We start from the raw sequence: 18,215 nt of genomic DNA, 5'->3' as shown, positions 1-18,215 counted from the left end.
GCGCGGTAAGGTGCACGGCAGCGCAGGGGACTGGCCTGCCGTGCTTACGGCGAGGCTCGTCGGCGACCGCGCTGTGTAGTATTCATCCACCGTTTTTTAGGAAGGCATCGCCCAGTCGTGACTCACGAGGCGTCCGCATCATCCACCCCCATGCTCAGCGGCCTAGCCCGCACGGCCGCAGAGGATAAGAAGTTCGCTGGGTTGCTCACTCATGTGGGCGATCCGCGCCTGCATCTCTCGCTCGTTGATCAGGCTCGGCCGTGGACGATTGCGGCCTTGGCACGCAAGGCACGGCTGTTGGTGGTCACCGCCAATGGCCGCGAAGCCGAGGATCTCACCGCAGAGCTAAAGGCCATGCTGGGGGAGAAAGTGGCCTTTTTGCCCTCGTGGGAGACGCTGCCGCATGAGCGCTTGAGCCCCGGGATGGACATCGTGGGCCGCCGCGCCCAGACCTTGGACACCCTGCAGGATTATCGCGTGGTGGTCACCCCGGCCCGCAGCTATTGCCAGCCGGTGCTGAATACCGAGCAGCAGTCGATTCGCCTGCAGACGGATACGGAATGCGATTTTGAGCAGCTGCGCAGCCAGCTGGTGTTTTTCGGCTACTCGCATGTGGATATGGTTTCTCGCCGCGGTGAGTTCGCTACCCGCGGCGGGATTATCGATGTCTTTCCCACCACGGCCGATCAGGCGGTGCGCATCGAGTTCTGGGGCGATGAGGTCAGTGAGATGCGCGAGTTTGCGGTGGCGGATCAGCGCGCCATCGCCGACCGCGTACTCGAGCAGCTCTCGATTTATCCCGCGCGCACGCTGCTCATCGACGATGCGGTGGCGGGTCGTGCCCGCGAGTTGGCGCGCACCTATGCGCATCACCCGGCCTTGGGCGAGCTGCTGGATAAGATCTCTACCCACACCTACGCCGATGGCATGGAGGCGCTGCTGCCGGTGCTCAGCCCGCATGAGCTGGTGCCGCTGCCGCAGATCTTGGGTAGTGGCTGGCATGTGCTGGAGCTGGCGCCGCAGAAAATCATGGCCCGCATCAGCGATCTCATCGCCACGGATGAAGAGTTTTTGGCCGCCGGGTGGGAGGTGGCCGCGATGGGCGGCACGGCGCCGGTGGCCAGCGCCGATCTGGACCTTTCGGCCGGCTCCTATGTGGGCATCGAGGCGCTTCACGACGCCATGCTCGCTCAGTCCCAGCCGCACTGGACCGCGGCAGAACCGGGGATTCTCGAGGCCAGCGAGGATCTCACCCTACCCTTGGAGTTTTCGCTGCCGCCGCAGCCGCGGGGTGATCTCAAAGAGATTGAGTCCATGATGAAAGAGCTGCTGGCGCATACCCTCGCCGGCGGTAAGGTCGCCTATATTGCCCCGGCCAAGGGGGCAATTAAGCGCATGCGGGAGCGGTTTAAAGAGCAGGGAATCCGCACCACCGTGGCCACCCCTGGCTGGCAGCCGAGCGATGGCGAGGTGACGCTCTATCAGGCCTTCGCCCATAACGGTGTGGTCTTTGACGGCCCGAATCTGGTGGTCATCACGGAGACCGACCTCACCGGTAACCGCGTGGGCGATATTGCGGGAGCGAAGCGTCGTCCAGCGAAAAAGCGCAATAGGGTGGATCCGCTGGCGCTGAAAAAGGGCGACTACGTGGTCCATGACACCCATGGCATCGGCCGCTTTGTGGAGATGACCGAGCGCACCATCACCACCGGTGATGGCACCTCGCGGCGCGAGTATGTGGTACTGGAATACGCCTCCTCGAAGCGGGGTGCCCCGGCCGATAAGCTCTACGTGCCCATGGACTCCATCGATTTGCTGAGTAAGTATGTGGGCGGGGAGACCCCGACGCTGTCGAAGATGGGCGGCTCGGACTGGAAGAACACCAAGCGCAAGGCGCGCGCCGCGGTGCGCGAGATCGCCGGCGAGCTCATCGAGCTCTATGCCAAGCGCCAAGCCGCGCCCGGCTATGCCTTCGCCCCGGATTCGCCCTGGCAAAAGGAGATGGAGGATAACTTCCCCTTCGTCGAAACCGAGGACCAGATGCTGGCCATCCAGGCGGTGAAGGAGGACATGGAAAAGCCGGTGCCGATGGATCGCGTGGTCGTCGGCGATGTGGGCTATGGCAAAACCGAGGTGGCGGTGCGCGCCGCCTTCAAGGCCGTGCAAGATGGCAAGCAGGTGGCGTTGCTGGTGCCCACGACGCTGCTGGCGCAGCAGCATCTATCCACCTTCGAAGAGCGCATGGCGGGCTTTCCCGTGACCATCCGTGGGCTCTCGCGCTTTACCTCCACCGCGGAGGCGAAGGAGATCATCAGCGGCTTGGCCAGCGGCGAGGTGGATGTGGTCATTGGCACCCACCGCCTGCTGCAGACCGGTGTGACCTGGAAGAACCTCGGGCTGGTGATCGTGGACGAGGAACAGCGCTTCGGTGTGGAGCACAAGGAACACATCAAGGGCCTGCGCACCCACGTGGACGTGCTCACGATGTCTGCCACCCCGATCCCGCGCACCTTGGAGATGTCCATGGCCGGGATCAGGGAGATGTCTACCATCCTCACCCCGCCGGAGGATCGCCACCCAGTTCTGACCTATGTGGGCGCGGCCGAGGACAAGCAGATCGCGGCGGCGATTCGGCGCGAAATCCTGCGCGATGGGCAGGTGTTCTTCGTGCACAACAAGGTCAAAGACATTGATAAGCGCGCCAGCGAGCTGCGTGATCTCGTGCCCGAAGCCCGCATCGTGGTGGCCCACGGCCAGATGAGCGAGCAGCTGTTGGAACAAACCGTGCAGGGCTTCTGGAATCGCGACTATGACGTGCTGGTGTGCACCACGATCGTGGAAACCGGCCTCGATATCGCCAACGCCAATACCCTCATCGTGGAAAACGCCCACCATATGGGCCTGTCCCAGCTGCATCAGCTGCGCGGGCGCGTGGGCCGCTCCCGGGAGCGCGGCTATGCCTACTTCCTCTATCCCAAGGGAGTGCTGCTCTCCGAGATCGCCTATGACCGGCTCTCCACCATCGCCCACAATAATGATCTGGGCGCAGGCATGGCCGTGGCGATGAAGGATCTGGAGATGCGCGGCGCGGGCAATGTCCTCGGCGCCGAACAATCCGGGCATATCGCCGGGGTGGGCTTCGATCTATATATGCGGCTCGTGGGCGAGGCCGTGGAGACCTTCCGCGCGCTCGCCTCCGGCCAGCCGCTGGATGCCACCGAGAAGGAATCCACCGAAATCCGCATCGACCTGCCAGTGGATGCCCACATCCCCGATAGCTATATCAACTCCGAGCGGCTGCGCCTCGATATGTATCGCACTATTGCTGCTGCGAACACCGAGGCGGAGCTGAGCCGCGCCGTGGACGATATGAGCGATCGCTTCGGCCAGCCGCCGGTGGAAGTTCAGCGCCTGCTCACCATGGCGCGGCTGCGCCGGGTGGCTGCCCGCGCGCAGGTGGCCGATATCGTGGTCCAGGGCAATCGCATCAAGATTCACCCCGTGGATCTCAAAGACTCCCAGCAGGTGCGGCTGAAGCGCCTCTATGGTGGCTCCACCTATCGTGCCGCCGCTAAGGCCGTGATGGTGCCGCTGCCCAAGGCGGGGCGCACCATCACCGATCCGCAGCTGCGCGATGTCGAGCTCGTGCAATGGGTGGCCGACTTCCTCTCCACCATGTTCCAGCTGGACCGGGTGAATGTGAGCACCGGCGTGGAATCCGCCATGGAAACCGTCGCCCCGGTGGTGAGCAGCTCCACCGCGGACGGCGGCCGTGCCGCACGGGGTGGTGGCCCCGCCGCTGGGACGCGGCGGCGTCGGGCAGGCCGACGCGGCACGCTCACCGCCGCCGAGATCGATGAGCAAATGGATATGGACGATAAGCGCGAAGCCAGGCGGCGGAAATACCGCTTGCGCTAAAGATCGGCGCCGCCGGCAGCAGGGAAAACGCCTCCCGGCAGGATATGTGTTCCTGCGGGGAGGCGTCGATAAGCGCGGCGGGGCAGCCGCTAGAGCGAGAGGCTGCCGGTGGACAGCCCGTAGAGCGCGATTGCGCCACCGATGAGAACGAGCGCCACAATCACCCATTCCACTGGGTTGAACACCCGATCGCCGCTGGCTTTGCGGGTCCACACATAGGGCACCAGCCCAGGAATGACGAGCAGCGCGCCAAAGAGCACATAGGTGACATCGGCGGCATAGAACAGCCACAGCGAATACACGGTGGCGATCAGCGCCACCAGGCGATGTTTCCCATTGGTCCGGGCGGAGATCTCCGGGCCGGAATCGTCGAAGCGAATCCCCGCCTGCGGGTGGGCCACGCCGCGGCCGCGGGTGGTCAGCAGCAGCAAATAGATAGCCGAGAACACATAGGGCAGCATGTACATCATGGTGGCCAGCTGCACCATGGAGACATAGGTGGTCTCGTTGACGAAGAAAATGATCACCGAGATCTGAATCACCACGGTGGATACCAGCTGCGCCCACACCGTGGCGCCCTGATCGTTGACAGCGCCCAATTTCTTCGGCAGCAGCCCGTCGGTGGCCATGAGCGCGATCGGCTCGGCGCAGAGCATCTGCCAGGACACATAGGCGCCCAGCACCGATAGGCACAGGCCCAGCGAGATGAGCGCTCCACCCCACGGGCCTACCACGGCCTCCAGCACGCTGGCCATGGAGTTATCCGGCAGCGCCGCCAATTCCTCTTGGGTGAGCACGCCATAGGAGAGGGTGGCCACGGTCACCAGCAGGGCGAGCACGGTGAAGAAGCCAAAGACGGTGGCTTTGCCCACATCGGAGCGGGTGCGGGCCTGCTTGGAATAGACGCTGGCGCCCTCAACACCGATGAAGGCCCACACGGTAAAGAGCATGATGCCCTTGACCTGATCCATCGTCGAGCCCACCGAGCCCTCGCGCGCCCAGATATCGAGGGTGAAGGTATCCCAGCTAAAGCCGAGAAACGCCACCAGCAGAATGAAGGCGGCAATCGGCAGCAATTTCGCCACCGTCGTCACCATATTCAGCACCGCGGCCTGGCGTATGCCGCGGGTGAGCGCGAAATAGATCACCCAGGTCATCAGCGAGACGGCCACCGCCTGAATCCAGCGGTGCTCATCATTAAAGATCGGCACGTAATGGCCGATCGTGGAAAAGAACAACGTGGCATAGCCCACCTGGGCGATCACGGAGCCAAGCCAATAGCCCCACGCCGAGGCGAAGCCGACGAAATCGCCGAGACCGGCACGCACGTAGGAATACACGCCTGAATCAAGATGTGGTTTACGTACGGCCAGAATCTGGAACACAAAGGCAATCGAGAGCATGCCCACGCCCGCGATGGCCCAACCGATGAGCATCGCGCCGGGCCCAGCGACCGAACCCGCATTTTGCGGCAGGGCGAAAATGCCGGTTCCGATCGTCGAGCCGATAATGAGCGACACGAGCGTCCACACGCGCACGGTCGGCCGATGAGAGTTCGTGCCCGCAACCACGGGCTGAGATGTAGTGCTCACCCACATACCCTAAAACACGCTGCGGGAAAACTGACAGCATCGTCCTTCCGTCTGGGGGTAACGCGGTACGGTGAGGCCATGCGCACTATTGTTCTCGATGCCGATAATGGTTTTGCTGTACCGCTGGAGCACATCGCAGATCTGATGGGGCCGGTGCTTATCGACGCCGATCTGCCCCGCAGCGTTCGCTCCCAGCTGTGTGCCCTCGGTGCGGTGCCCGCCGCAGAGGCGCCGGTGCGGATCTGCGCCAGCTCCAGCACGCACGCCATGGCCGTGATGGAGCGCGCGCTCGATATCGGGGAGTGGGAGCGCAGCCAAAGCCATAGCTCATTGGTGCCGTATCTGCGGGAGGAAAGCGAGGAGTTCATCGCCGCGGTCGTTGCCTGGGAGCGCGGCGAGGCCAGCGCGGAGGAGTTAAAGAAGGAACTCGCCGATGTCTATCTCCAAGTCCTATTCCACGCCGAGCTGGCCCGGCGTCGCGGGGATTTTTCCATGGTGGAGGTAGCCCAGGCCTTTGTGGAGAAACTGCAGGGGCGCGCACCCTATCTCTTCGATGGCACCACCGAGATCGTGGCCGTGGAGGAGCAGAAGAACTTGTGGGAGCAGGGCAAGCAGACAGAGCAGCGTCGCGAGCGGGGCGATTCTGTATATTAAACGTCCATGGCTACTGGAGGACGACGCGCGCTCGGCTGCGGCTGCAGCACGGTTTTGGCGATCATCATGGTGATCGCCGTGGTGGGGTGGGCGCTCTCGCTCTTGGAGGGTGCCAGCCCCATCCGCCAGTTGCGGCCCGTGCCCGATAACGTCCCGCCGGCCGCCGGGGCGGAAGTGCCGGCCATCAATGTCGATGATGCCGGGCGCACCTCCGACAAGCTCGGCTACTGGGCCGATCCGCTGGCCGCGGAGATGTCCATTCCCGCCCCGGCGCTGCGCGCCTATGCGAATGCGGAGCTCATCGCTGCCGCCTCCTGGCCGGAGTGCCACCTGAAGTGGAATACCCTCGCCGGTATCGGTTTTGTGGAGACCCGCCACGGTACCTATTCCGGCAAGGTTTTCGGCGGCTCCAGTATCGGCGATGATGGGGTGGTCTCCCCGCCGATCATTGGCGTGCCGCTCGATGGTTCGCCCGGCTTTGCCGAGATTCCCGATACCGATAATGGCGAGCTCGATGGCGATACCCAGTGGGATCGCGCCGTGGGCCCGATGCAATTCATTCCCGAGTCCTGGGGCCGCTATGGGCGCGACGCCAATGGCGATGGGGTAGCGGATCCGCATCAGATCGACGACGCCGCGCTCGGCTCGGCCACCCTGCTCTGTTCGAATGGCCGCGATCTGGCTACTCCAGAGGGCTGGGTCGATGCCATCCGCTCCTACAACATGTCCAATGACTATCTGGTGCGGGTGCGCGATGCCGCCGCCTCCTATGCCTTGGGGCAGCCGGCGCTCTAGCGGTGTGAGTTTGTTCCCACATTGCCGTCTGCGACGGCAGGGGCGCGCATTTCGTGCCACAATTGAGCGGTGAAGCGTGACTTTCGCAACCATCTCGCAGCCTATCCTGCAGAAATGTTGGCTATCGGACATCAAACATGTGGTTTTGAGTCCGTATGCCGCAAAAATGCGCTAGAATCGGGCATGTTGGTGGAAAGATCGCACACGCATTTCCACACCCCAGCAATCTGTCTAACGGCTTAGGAGGCCATAGTGGCTGAGATTATGCACGTATTTGCACGCGAGATCCTTGATTCCCGCGGTAACCCCACCATTGAGTGCGAGGTCATCTTGGATGATGGCTCGCACGGTCGCGCCGATGTGCCCTCGGGTGCATCCACCGGTGTGCACGAGGCACACGAGCTGCGCGATGGCGGCGACCGCTACCTGGGCAAGGGTGTGCAGAAGGCAGTGGAGAACGTCAACGAGGAAATCGCTGACGCTCTCGCTGGTCTCGAGGCCGATGACCAGCGCCTGATCGACCAGACCCTCATCGAGCTCGACGGCACCGACAACAAGTCCCGCCTGGGCGCCAACGCCATCCTGGGCGTGTCCATGGCCGTGGCTAAGGCTGCCGCTGACTCCTCCCTGCTGGAGCTGTTCCGCTACGTCGGCGGCCCGAACGCGCACGTTCTGCCCGTGCCGATGATGAACATCCTCAACGGTGGCGCGCACGCCGACTCCGGCGTGGACGTCCAGGAGTTCATGATCGCCCCGATCGGCGCCGAGACCTTCTCCGAGGCCCTGCGCATCGGCGCCGAGGTCTACCACACCCTGAAGAAGGTTATTAAGGACAAGGGCCTGTCCACCGGCCTGGGCGATGAGGGCGGCTTCGCTCCCTCCGTCGACTCCACCAAGGCTGCCCTCGACCTCATCGTCGAGGCCATCGAGAAGGCCGGCTTCACCCCGGGCAAGGACGTTGCCCTAGCACTGGACGTTGCCTCCTCCGAGTTCTTCAAGGATGGCAAGTACCACTTCGAGGGCGGCGAGCACACCGCCGAGGAGATGGCCAAGGTCTACGAGGAGCTCATCGAGCAGTACCCGATCGTCTCCATCGAGGATCCGCTGCAGGAAGACGACTGGGAGGGCTACACCAACCTCACCGCCACCATCGGCGAGAAGGTCCAGATCGTCGGCGACGACTTCTTCGTCACCAACCCGCAGCGCCTGCAGGAGGGCATCGACAAGAAGGCCGCCAACGCGCTGCTGGTGAAGGTGAACCAGATCGGTACCCTCACCGAGACCTTCGACGCTGTCGAGCTGGCCCACCGCAATGGCTACCGCTGCATGATGTCCCACCGCTCCGGTGAGACCGAGGACGTCACCATCGCCGATCTGGCTGTGGGCCTCAACTGCGGTCAGATCAAGACCGGCGCCCCGGCCCGCTCCGAGCGCGTTGCCAAGTACAACCAGCTGCTGCGCATCGAGCAGATCCTCGGCGACGCCGCTGTCTACGCCGGCGCCAACGCCTTCCCGCGCTTCCAGGCCTAAACGCCTCAGAGCGCGCGCTTACCCGCGCTAAACACCACCGCGCCCCACGGCCGGCACCCACACTGGGTGTCGCGTGGGGCGCGCTGTGCTGTGTGGGGCTAAACTTAAGCGCATTATGGCCACAGGAGACACCCCGCGATCGGTACCGGTGAAAAACAAGGCGCATTTCGCCACCCCCACGCGCAGCACCAGCCTGCCCCGCACCTCGGTGACCCGCGGCATGAGCCCCGTGGGGATCGTCGTTCTCGTCGTCGCCCTGCTGCTCGCGCTCTGGCTCATCGTGCTGCCGCTGCGCACCTACTTTGACCAGCGCTCCGATATCTCCAACCTCAACTCCTCCATCGCGGCCAAACAAGCCGAAAAAGAGCGCCTGCTCGACGAATTGGAGAAAAACAACTCTCCGGCCTACCAAGACGAGCAGATTCGCCGCCGCCTCGGCGCCATCGCAGAAGGAGAAACACCCTTCCGTATTCTCGATCCCTCCATCACACCCAGCGACGGGGTGACGTCGACAAGCGCAGAAGAGCAGGCCGAGAACCACACCTGGTACACCGATCTGTGGCACAGCGTCACCGACCCCCGCGCCACCCTGGTGGAGCTCAATCACGACGTAGACAGCGATCGTGGGGACGAACCCGATATCTCCAATTTGCCGCTCGAACCCCTCGAACCGCAGCAGCAGCCGCAGCCCGCCGAGGCCGAGCCCGCCGCACCGCCACAGAATTAACTCCGCGCCCAGGATCGTGAGACACTAGAGCGCATGAGCGTACGCGATGCAGATCTAGACGAGATCCAGACCCAGCTTGGCCGCCGCCCCCGCGGCGTGCGCGCCGTCTCCTACCGCTGCCCCGATGGTGCCCCCGGGGTCATCGAAACCGCGCCGCGACTCGAAGACGGCACTCCCTTTCCCACCCTGTACTACCTCACCGATCCGCGGCTGACCGCGGAGGCCTCGCGGCTCGAGGTGGCGCACGTGATGAAGTGGATGACCGCGCGGCTCGACAGCGACGCTGACCTTGCGGAGGACTATCGCCGCGCCCACGAGTTTTATCTCGCCAAGCGCAACGCCATCGAGGATCTCGGCACCGACTTCTCCGGCGGCGGCATGCCCGATCGCGTCAAGTGCGTCCACGTGCTCATCGCCTATGCGCTGTCGGAAGGGCCCGACCGGGTGCGCCTCGGCACCGAGGCCGTGGCGATCGCCGCCGATCACGGTAAGCTGCGCGGTACCGCCATCCCCGCCGACTGGCCCACCTGCGCCGAGCTCGGCATCGACCTCGAGCAATTCGACTTCTCCAACGCCGAGGTGAAATAACATGACCCGCCTCGCCGCCGTCGATTGCGGAACCAACTCCCTGCGCCTGCTCATCTCCGAAGTCCGCGACGGCCACGTCCGCGACATCTACCGCGGCATGGAAATCGTGCGCCTCGGTCAAGGTGTCGACGCCACCGGGGAATTCGACCCCGAGGCGCTCGAACGCACCCGCATCGTGCTCGAGCGCTACGTGGACATCATGAAGATCGAGCGCGTCGAAGCCGTGCGCATGGTGGCCACCTCCGCCACCCGCGACGCCGGCAACCGCAACGAGTTCTTCACCATGACCAGCAAGCTGCTCAACCAGGTGGCGCCCAACCGCGGCGCCGAAGTAATCAGCGGCGAAGAAGAAGCCCAGCTCTCCTTCAGCGGCGCAGTCAGCGATCTCACAGAACTCCCAGGGCCCTACTGCGTGATCGACCTCGGTGGCGGCTCCACAGAATTCGTGGTGGGCACCAGCGACGGCGAGATCCTCGGCTCCCACTCCAGCCAGATGGGCTGCGTGCGCCTCACCGAGCGCATCATGCGCTCCGACCCGCCCACCAGCACCGAAATCGACATCGCCGCCGACTACGTACGCGAACGCCTCAGCGAAGTACGCGCCATCGTGCCCATTAGCGACGCCGCCACCTTCGTCGGCTGCGCCGGCACCTTCACCACGCTCTCCGCGCTCGCCCAAGGACTCGAAGCCTATGAAGCCACCGCGATCCACGGCAGCACGCTGCGTTTCGACGCCCTCCGCGTGCTCTGCGGCGATCTACTGGCACAAACCTCCACCCAGCGCGCCGCCCACCCTGTGATCCACGAAGGCCGCGCCGATGTCATCTCCGGCGGGGCGATGGTTGTCGACGGCATCACCACCATGATTGAAGAGGAAACAGAAGTCCACGAGATCATGATTTCCGAAAAGGACATCCTCGACGGGATCATCAATGAGCTCGCGCGGCAGCGCGGGGAACTCGAATAAAAAAGCGCTGCAGCGGCGGGGAGGTGGCGTCGATAAGCGCGAAGGGGTGGAGACACAAAAACGTCCCCCCAGTCGGACTCGAACCGACACTGAATGGATTTTAAGTCCACCGCCTCTGCCAATTGGGCTATAGGGGGATCACGCGCTGCGCGCGCTCGAACCAGTGTAAAACATCGCGCGCGCGGCGAGCGAATTCGCCCTGCCCGCGGGTCGGGAAAGGAAAGTCGGGCCCGAGGGAACTAACACGGGGGCGGAAACGTTGAATAGGACGTAAGCGCGATAACGTGACTCAACAATCGCAGATAAACGAAGCTATGAAAGCCATGAAAGGACACGGGCAAACTAGTGCGTAGCAGCAATCCAGTATTTAGCTCTCTCACCCAATCGGGACAGCGAGGCGGCCAAGCCCCCGGTTATCAGAACGACCCCTATGGGCAGGGCTATCGCGGCCAACAGGCGGCACAGCAAGCCGCGATGCAGGGCTACTACCAAGACCCCAGCTTCAACCAAGCCAGCGCCCAAGGCGCTGAGCGGCCCATGACCGTCGACGACGTGATCGCTAAAACCGGCATCACCCTCGGCGTGATCATCGTCGGCGCCATCATCACCTACGCGATCGGTGTTGCTAATCCGGGCCTGGCCATGATGCTCGCCGGCATCGGCGCCATCGGCGGCCTCATCACCGTGCTGATCTCCGCCTTCGGCAAGAAGTACGGCTCCGCCCCCATCACCCTGACCTACGCGGCCTTCGAAGGCCTCTTCGTCGGCGGCATCTCCTTCATGTTCACCAACATGGTGGTCGCCGACACCAACGCCGCCGTGATGATCGGCCAAGCCGTCATCGGCACCGTCGGCGTGTTCATCGGCATGCTCTACGTGTACAAGACCGGCGCCGTGAAGGTCACCCCGAAGTTCCAGCGCATCATGACCGGCGCCCTCATCGGCGTCGTCGTGCTGGCCATTGGCAACATGCTGCTCTACATGTTCACCGGCAACAACCCGCTCACCGACGGTGGCCCGCTCGCCATCATCTTCTCCCTCGTGTGCATCGGGCTCGCCGCCTTCTCCTTCCTCAACGACTTCAACATGGCCGACCAGCTCGTTCGCCAAGGCGCACCCGCCAAGATGGCCTGGGGCGTCGCACTCGGACTCGCCGTCACCCTCGTGTGGCTCTACACCGAGATCCTGCGCCTGCTGTCCTACTTCCGGAACTAGGGCAGACACAACCCACACGTGGCGGCGACGTCATGTGTGGGTTTTTTCGTGCCTTAGTGGGGGGGGGTGGGTGGCTGGCGCTGGGGGCTCGGTGCGGGGCTGGGTGCGAGCGCGGCCCGGCGGCTGAGCGCGGCCCGGCGACGGTAGATTTCGTGGCCCCGAAAAGCACCCCATAACCCATCAGAGCAAGGATCGCACGCCAACAATGCACGCCAAGACGTGCACTTTCAGCGAGTGCAACGGGCAGGGGAGGGGTTAAAGTGGGGGCTGGTTGAACAGAAGTACGTTTTATTCGGGGGAAAATCAATGTACTCGGGGGATCAGCACGCACTAGACAGCGCTGCGCAATGGCTCGAACACCACTCTGCGAGCCTTGAATCCGGCGACATCGATCTCGCCGCGATTCACCAACACCGTGATCGCCTCAAATCCGTACTCACGGCCCTCGCCCGTTTCGAGCTCCAACTCGCCCGCGCCGCCGATACCTGCAGCACCACCGAGCTCTGCGGCTCGAACAAATCCACCCTGTACCTCACCGAGTCCTATGGCTGGTCCAAAGCCAAAGCGAAGGACTTACGAGCCCAGGGCCGCGGCTGGTATGACAGCGTTATCGACGAGCCCGCAAGCACAGACGACAACCGCATCGCTGTCACTAGGCGGCGGGAAGAAGCAGAACGCATCCGCGCCCGCGCCCGGGACCTCGCCAACCGCCAGGGCCTCACCGCCGAGCAGCGCCTCACCATCGAGCGCGGCCTGAAGTGCTTGCGCTCCAAGGCCGCGGTCCCGCGGGAAGTGATCCGCCTCCGCGCTGTCGAGCGCGCCGCCCACTGCAGCGTCGAGGATCTCAAGGCATTCGTGATGAGCCTCGTAAACGAACGCAACGACGAGCTCCCCCGCGACACCCTGCGCGCCCACCGCAACCGCGGTTTCTTCATCGGTCCCCAAGACAGCGATGGCGGGGCCCGCATCGGCGGCTACATCCCGCCTTATGCCCTGGCCATGCTCAAAACCCAACTCGATGTCGCCCAATCCACCGCGCGACCCCTCCGCACCGACACCACCTGCCACCGCACCAAGCGCCAACGCCTCGCCGACGCACTTTTCGCCATCCTCGGCCGCCCCGCGTCACCCCAGGAACCGAAACACCCGCTGGCCCACGTTCTCGTGTCGCTGTCTGCCAAGGACCTCGAACTCCCACCGCGCGCCGGCGCCAACGCCCTCTTCCATACCACCTGCGGTATCCAGCTCTCGGCCCTAGACCTGAGCTTCCTCGGCATCGACACCACTGGGCACGTCGCGCTTCACGACGCCACCTCTGGCCAAATCAAAGCCCTGCGCACCGAAAAACGCTTCGCCGATGTCGCCCAACGCATCGCCTTATTCGCCACCGAGCTGGTGTGCTCCCACCCCGGATGCAACCAACCGGTCACGGCGTGCCACGTCCACCACATCGACCCGTTCTCACGGGGCGGCCCCACCGACCTAGACAACCTCACACTCATGTGCCCGCAACACCACTCGGACACAGATGACAGCGGCATCCATCCGCACAAATATCACGCAGAACGAGACCCCGACAGCGGCATCGTCTATCACACCAAAGCCGCCACACCAGAAGAACCCTACCCAGAGAAACGCTTCAATCGAAGCACCTTCTCCCAACAATCAGCTGCGGCAAAAATCCGCCGCCAACACTGGCCCGACAGCGCCCCACCGACAGGAGACGACCCCTAGCGCCGAGCCCCACACAGCGTTAGTCCCCGTCGGCATACACCATAAGCCTGGCCACCAGAAGAGGTGACCAGGCTAGAAGTCGTGGCGGAAGCCCCTTAGGGCGATTGCTCCTTGCCATCGATAGACAGCGACGTAAAAGCGAGCCCAAAAGGAGTGTGCACGGGATCGTCAAGAGTGACAGCGACGCGCTTTTCTTCCTTTTTTGAGCGATCAGCAGAGTCCCGCGTGCGCCCGCGCTGCTTACGGGCGGCCTCAGTACGCTTCTTCTTACTAGACAGCGATGCGGTATGCAGTCTCGCGGTTCCGGTGGCGCCATCAATGAGCCACTCCTCCCACGTGATGTCGTCTACGTAGTCGCTATCTGTAGCGCAGTTGAGCGAAATCCGCTTGGGCCGTATTTCTGGGGTGGAGACGCAGTCTATATAGCGCGGCAGGTTCACCGGAATCGCATCGCTGTCTGGAGTGGCGATTTTATGTGGTGAGTCCTGCTCGAGACTGGGCGTGCAAGCCGAAAGCGCGATCGCAGTGCAGGCCACTGCGATCGCGAGGATCGTTGAACGCATGAAAAGTGGATCGCTGTCAGCGTTGGTTGCGCAGGGTGGCGTACTTCTCGGAGTTGTAGGGCTCCGCGGAGATCACGGTGACGCTGATGCTCACGCCGGAGGGGGCGGTGTATTCCCGGGTTTCGCCTTCGGTGGCGCCGAGGACTGCGGCGCCGAGGGGGGACTGCTCGGAGTAGGTTTCGAGGTCCGGGTTTTCGCTGGCGGCGGCGCGGGTGCCGATGAGGAAGGTTTCTTTGTCGTTTTCGTCGCCGTTGTAGTAGACGTGCACGACGGAGCCGACGTTGGCGACGCCTTCTTCGACGGCGGAGCGCTCGGTGGTGGCGTTGGCGAGGATTTCGGAGATTTGCTTGATGCGGGCTTCTTCTTGGTCCTGCATCTCGCGGGCGGCGTCGTAGCCTGCGTTTTCCTTGAGGTCGCCTTCTTCGCGTCGCTCGTTGATTTCGGCGGCGACGACGGGGCGGTGCGCGATGAGCTCGTTGAGCTCGGCTTCGAGCTTGGCCTTGGTCTCTGGGGTGATGTACTGCTTTCGGGCGTCAGACATAGTTAGCCTTTATACCTTCCCGTCGTTGGGTGGTGGGTTGGGTGCATCGCTGTCAGCGAGAAATTCTAGGTCGCCATAGTATCAGACGCCCTAGTTCTCGCCTTTGAGGTAGTCAGGGATGGTGTTGGAGCATCCGTAGAAGTCGGCGACCACGGGAATGTCGCGGGTGGTGATTGTGGTGTTGTACCGGGTGGTGCGCTCGCCGCCGCTGGGGATGTAGATTTCGCGCCGCCCAACTTCCACGGCGTCGTAGTTCATCGCTGTCACTATGCAGTGTGCAGGCTTATCGACGTCATCTCGCGTAATATCCACCGTCGCTGCAATCAGGTTGTCCTCGACCCGTTCAAACTTGGTGATTTGCCCGTCGACGCTTCCCGCCTGCAGTTTCTGGGAGTATTGCACAATCACGATGACAGTCACGATGGCGAAGATGACAGCGCCGACAGCGATGATCTTTCCGGAGATCGTTCCGCGCGCGCTGTCATAGGTGGCGGTGGGCTCTGTGCTCTGGTTGTGCGACTGCGACGTGGGGCTGGGCATGGCGTGCTTTCTGGGGTGTCGAGGCCTTCGATATCAAAATGTTGATCGCTGTCATTCTAGCTTGTTGGCGTCAGCTATTACGATGGTGGGATGCTTGTGCCTTAGCGCAGGCGAATGAATTTTATTTTCTCAACGTTTATGGGAGTGACTGTCACGTGACTATTCCTTCGGATGCTGTATCTGAGCCGGGCACGGATCGTGCTGGCGCTGCTGCGCGGCCTCGCCCCAAGGAGGGTTTGCGCCTTCTGGCCATTCATGCCCACCCGGATGATGAATCGAGTAAGGGCGCGGCCACGATGGCTCGTTATGTGGATGAGGGCGCGGATGTGCTGGTGTTGACCTGCACTGGCGGTGAGCGCGGTAGTATTTTGAACCCGAATATGGACCGCTCTGGCGTGTTGGAGAATATTGCGGAGGTGCGTCGCGAGGAGATGGCGGCGGCGATGCGTGCGCTTGGCACCTCTAATATCTGGTTGGGTTATGAGGATTCTGGATTGCCGGAAGGCGATCCTTTGCCGCCGTTGCCGGAGGGCTGCTTTGCTCTCGCTGACAGCGATGAGGTCACCCGCGAGGTGGTGCGCGTGGTGCGTGATTTCAAGCCGCACGTGATCATTACTTATGACGAGAATGGGGGCTACCCCCACCCGGATCACCTGAAGGTTCACGAGGTGTCGATGAAAGCGTGGGCGCTGTCTAGTGATGAGAACTTTTATCCGGAGGTGGGGGAGCCGTGGACGCCGCTGAAGCTCTATTACACCCACGGCTTTATCCGCCAGCGTTTGCAGATGTTCCATGATCGTCTGGTCGCGCAGGGCCGCCCGTCGCCGTATGGTGGTTTTTTGGAGCGTTTGCGTTCGGATAAGGGCGATACGCTGGCCCGAGTAACGACGCAGGTGCATGCTGCGGAGTATTTTGAGCGCCGTGATGATGCGTTGCGCGCGCATGCGACGCAGATTGATCCGGCGGGCACGTTCTTTGCGACTCCGGTGGAGTTGCAGCGCGAGTTGTGGCCCACGGAGGAATTTGAATTGGCCCGTACGAGGGTGAAGACTGAACTACCAGAGGATGATTTGTTCGCTGGGATCGATAAGGATTAACTGACGTGCTGTACGAGATTCTTGCCCAGGCTGACCAGCTGGAGGGCCCGCTCGGCCCCGAATTCGGTAAGGCTTCGCCGATCGGCTTGTTTGTGCTGGTTGTGTCGCTGGTGGCGGTGTTGTTCATTGGTTGGCGCCTGTCGCGCCGCATTGCTCGGTTGAACCGTCGTCAGCGTTTCGCTGAGGACAATGGCCTCGATGTTTTCGATACGGAGGCGATCGATAAGGCCCTCAAGGAGGCCGGCCTTTACGATCAGGCCAAGCGCACTTGGTTTTAGCTCCTTTTCGCTTATCGACGCCCACCTCTCGGCCCCATATCGCTGGGCCCGCGGGTGCGCCGCCGCTGTCGTGTTCCCACGGCAGCGGCTTTTTGTTGGAGACAGCGGGCGCGGAGAATCGCGATCGCTGTCTAGTGGAGATAAACTAGGGGTTTGTGAGGATTGTGCCGAAGGTTTTGTACCCGCTCTATGAGAAGCGTCTCGAGCGGGACGTTCGGCGTATCACGAAGGAGCTGCGCGGCGCCCGTTTGCCGAAGCATATCGCGGTGATGGCGGATGGTAATCGCCGGTGGGCCCGCGAGGCGGGTTTTTCTGATGTCAGCCATGGCCACCGGGTGGGGGCCCAAAAGATTGCTGAGATGGTGCGCTGGGCGGATGAGCTCGGTATCACCTTGGTGACGGTGTATTTGCTGAGCACGGAGAATCTGGCGCGTTCCTCTTCGGAGCTGGAGCAGCTCTTTGAGATTTTGGCGGATGTGGCGCGCGAGTTGTCGGATCCGGATATTAATTGCCGGGTGCGTTTGGTGGGGCACACGGATTTGTTGCCGGATTCGCTGTCTGCGGCGCTGGGGGAGGCCGAGTCGCACACGAGTGAGCACACGGGCGTGGTGGTCAATGTGGCGGTGGGCTATGGCGGCCGCCAGGAGATTGTGGATGCTGTTCAGGCGTTGATTCGCGATGAGCTCGCTGCCGGCACCCCTAGTGACCAGTTGGCGGAGGCAGTCACTGTGGATGCTATTTCTAAGCATCTTTATACCAAGGGGCAGCCGGATCCGGATTTGGTGATTCGTACCTCTGGCGAGCAGCGGCTGTCGGGCTTTTTGTTGTGGCAGGCGGCGTATTCGGAGATTTGGTTCACCGATACCTATTGGCCGGCTTTTCGCCGTATCGATTTCTTGCGGGCGTTGCGCGAGTATTCTTCGCGTTCGCGTCGTTTTGGGAAGTGAGTATGGCTGCGATCGTTTTTTCTTCCACTTATGGCTCCACTGAGCGCTATGCCCGCGAGCTTGCTGCTCGCGTTGCTGCCCCCTGCATGGCGCTTGCCGACGCCACCTCCCAGCCCCTCGAGCCCTCCGGCCCTGTGGTGGTCTTGTCGCCGAATTATGGCGGCCAGTTCCGTGGTGTGGAGTGGGCCCGTTCGCTGGCTCAGCAGGGGATTCCGACGGCGTTCGTGGCTGTGGGGATGACGCCACTGCCGCAGGCACGGGAGAAGGACCAGCTGCGCGGCGTCGTCAATTGCCCGGAGATTGCGCGTTTTTATTTGCCGGGGCGTTTGGCTTATTCGGAGCTGTCGCGGGTGCATCGGGCGACGATGTGGACGATGACGAAGCTGCTGCGCGCGAAGTCGTCGTTGAGTGTTGCTGAGCAGGCGATTGTCGATGGCTACGGCAAGGACATCTCCCGTATCGATTTCGCCGAGCTCGCCCCGATCGAGGCGTGGCTGCGCGCCGACTAACACCAGCAGAGAGCCACAGC

Annotated in this window: 17 protein-coding genes and 1 tRNA gene; 13 read left to right on the top strand and 5 right to left on the bottom strand. The window is 62.8% G+C overall.

Annotation, left to right across the window (positions count from 1 at the left end; genetic code table 11):
* Positions 1-150 precede the first annotated feature (150 nt).
* Entirely contained in the window at positions 151-3,918 is a 3,768-nt protein-coding gene (mfd, locus tag GBB14_RS02325) for a transcription-repair coupling factor (protein WP_151530133.1), read from the top strand.
* Between the two features lie 89 nt (positions 3,919-4,007).
* Here the strand turns inward: mfd and GBB14_RS02320 are convergent, their stop codons facing one another.
* The gene (locus tag GBB14_RS02320; protein ID WP_151530115.1) at positions 4,008-5,516 is read right to left on the bottom strand and encodes an amino acid permease; all 1,509 of its coding nucleotides are present in this window, start codon (positions 5,514-5,516) and stop codon (positions 4,008-4,010) included.
* A 72-nt stretch (positions 5,517-5,588) separates the two neighbouring features.
* Between GBB14_RS02320 and GBB14_RS02315 the strand changes: the two genes are divergently transcribed.
* The 6 genes from GBB14_RS02315 to GBB14_RS02290 all read left to right on the top strand — a co-directional run bounded on the left by GBB14_RS02315 (position 5,589) and on the right by GBB14_RS02290 (position 10,771).
* Positions 5,589-6,164, top strand: coding sequence for a MazG nucleotide pyrophosphohydrolase domain-containing protein (locus GBB14_RS02315; protein WP_151530116.1), 576 nt, complete (start codon positions 5,589-5,591; stop codon positions 6,162-6,164).
* A 6-nt stretch (positions 6,165-6,170) separates the two neighbouring features.
* Complete coding sequence (locus GBB14_RS02310) at positions 6,171-6,959, top strand: lytic transglycosylase domain-containing protein (RefSeq protein WP_192796213.1); 789 nt, start codon at positions 6,171-6,173, stop codon at positions 6,957-6,959.
* A 252-nt stretch (positions 6,960-7,211) separates the two neighbouring features.
* Positions 7,212-8,489, top strand: coding sequence for a phosphopyruvate hydratase (eno, locus tag GBB14_RS02305; protein WP_151530117.1), 1,278 nt, complete (start codon positions 7,212-7,214; stop codon positions 8,487-8,489).
* A 115-nt stretch (positions 8,490-8,604) separates the two neighbouring features.
* The gene (locus GBB14_RS02300) at positions 8,605-9,216 is read left to right on the top strand and encodes a septum formation initiator family protein (RefSeq protein WP_151530118.1); all 612 of its coding nucleotides are present in this window, start codon (positions 8,605-8,607) and stop codon (positions 9,214-9,216) included.
* A 33-nt stretch (positions 9,217-9,249) separates the two neighbouring features.
* Positions 9,250-9,804 (top strand): DUF501 domain-containing protein, encoded by a 555-nt coding sequence (locus tag GBB14_RS02295; RefSeq protein ID WP_151530119.1) that lies wholly within the window; start codon positions 9,250-9,252, stop codon positions 9,802-9,804.
* Between the two features lies 1 nt (position 9,805).
* Positions 9,806-10,771 (top strand): Ppx/GppA phosphatase family protein, encoded by a 966-nt coding sequence (locus tag GBB14_RS02290; RefSeq protein ID WP_151530120.1) that lies wholly within the window; start codon positions 9,806-9,808, stop codon positions 10,769-10,771.
* Between the two features lie 63 nt (positions 10,772-10,834).
* Here GBB14_RS02290 and GBB14_RS02285 read toward each other — a convergent pair.
* Positions 10,835-10,908 (bottom strand) — tRNA-Leu (locus GBB14_RS02285).
* A gap of 208 nt (positions 10,909-11,116) precedes the next feature.
* On the opposite strand from GBB14_RS02285, the gene GBB14_RS02280 reads away from it, so the two are divergent.
* Both GBB14_RS02280 and GBB14_RS02275 read left to right on the top strand, forming a co-directional pair.
* A complete protein-coding gene (locus GBB14_RS02280; RefSeq protein WP_151530121.1) occupies positions 11,117-11,986 on the top strand; it encodes a Bax inhibitor-1/YccA family protein in 870 nt (289 codons plus the stop codon).
* Between the two features lie 306 nt (positions 11,987-12,292).
* Positions 12,293-13,720: an HNH endonuclease signature motif containing protein gene (locus GBB14_RS02275; protein ID WP_151528446.1), complete on the top strand. Its 1,428-nt coding sequence runs from the start codon at positions 12,293-12,295 to the stop codon at positions 13,718-13,720.
* Between the two features lie 95 nt (positions 13,721-13,815).
* Here the strand turns inward: GBB14_RS02275 and GBB14_RS02270 are convergent, their stop codons facing one another.
* The 3 genes from GBB14_RS02270 to GBB14_RS02260 all read right to left on the bottom strand — a co-directional run bounded on the left by GBB14_RS02270 (position 13,816) and on the right by GBB14_RS02260 (position 15,364).
* The gene (locus GBB14_RS02270; RefSeq protein WP_151528447.1) at positions 13,816-14,283 is read right to left on the bottom strand and encodes a hypothetical protein; all 468 of its coding nucleotides are present in this window, start codon (positions 14,281-14,283) and stop codon (positions 13,816-13,818) included.
* 16 nt (positions 14,284-14,299) lie between these two features.
* A complete protein-coding gene (gene greA, locus GBB14_RS02265) occupies positions 14,300-14,824 on the bottom strand; it encodes a transcription elongation factor GreA (RefSeq protein ID WP_151528448.1) in 525 nt (174 codons plus the stop codon).
* Between the two features lie 90 nt (positions 14,825-14,914).
* On the bottom strand, positions 14,915-15,364 hold the full coding sequence (locus tag GBB14_RS02260; protein ID WP_151528449.1) for a DUF4307 domain-containing protein: 450 nt from the start codon (positions 15,362-15,364) through the stop codon (positions 14,915-14,917).
* Positions 15,365-15,402: 38 nt separating this feature from the next.
* Here GBB14_RS02260 and mca point away from each other — a divergent pair, with 38 nt between their 5' ends.
* The 4 genes from mca (at position 15,403) to GBB14_RS02240 (ending at position 18,195) form a co-directional block, all read left to right on the top strand.
* Complete coding sequence (gene mca / locus GBB14_RS02255) at positions 15,403-16,461, top strand: mycothiol conjugate amidase Mca (protein ID WP_225976578.1); 1,059 nt, start codon at positions 15,403-15,405, stop codon at positions 16,459-16,461.
* A 5-nt stretch (positions 16,462-16,466) separates the two neighbouring features.
* Positions 16,467-16,739, top strand: a complete 273-nt coding sequence (locus GBB14_RS02250; protein WP_151528450.1) for a hypothetical protein — start codon at positions 16,467-16,469, stop codon at positions 16,737-16,739.
* 155 nt (positions 16,740-16,894) lie between these two features.
* Positions 16,895-17,686, top strand: coding sequence for an isoprenyl transferase (locus tag GBB14_RS02245; RefSeq protein WP_151528451.1), 792 nt, complete (start codon positions 16,895-16,897; stop codon positions 17,684-17,686).
* A 2-nt stretch (positions 17,687-17,688) separates the two neighbouring features.
* Complete coding sequence (locus tag GBB14_RS02240; protein ID WP_151528452.1) at positions 17,689-18,195, top strand: flavodoxin domain-containing protein; 507 nt, start codon at positions 17,689-17,691, stop codon at positions 18,193-18,195.
* Positions 18,196-18,215 lie beyond the last annotated feature (20 nt).

It is taken from the genome of Corynebacterium sp. 51B (genome assembly GCF_008930785.1).
Taxonomy (GTDB): domain Bacteria; phylum Actinomycetota; class Actinomycetes; order Mycobacteriales; family Mycobacteriaceae; genus Corynebacterium; species Corynebacterium megadyptis.
Note: the sequence above shows the minus strand (reverse complement) of the source record. Positions and strands in the feature narration are given on the sequence as shown.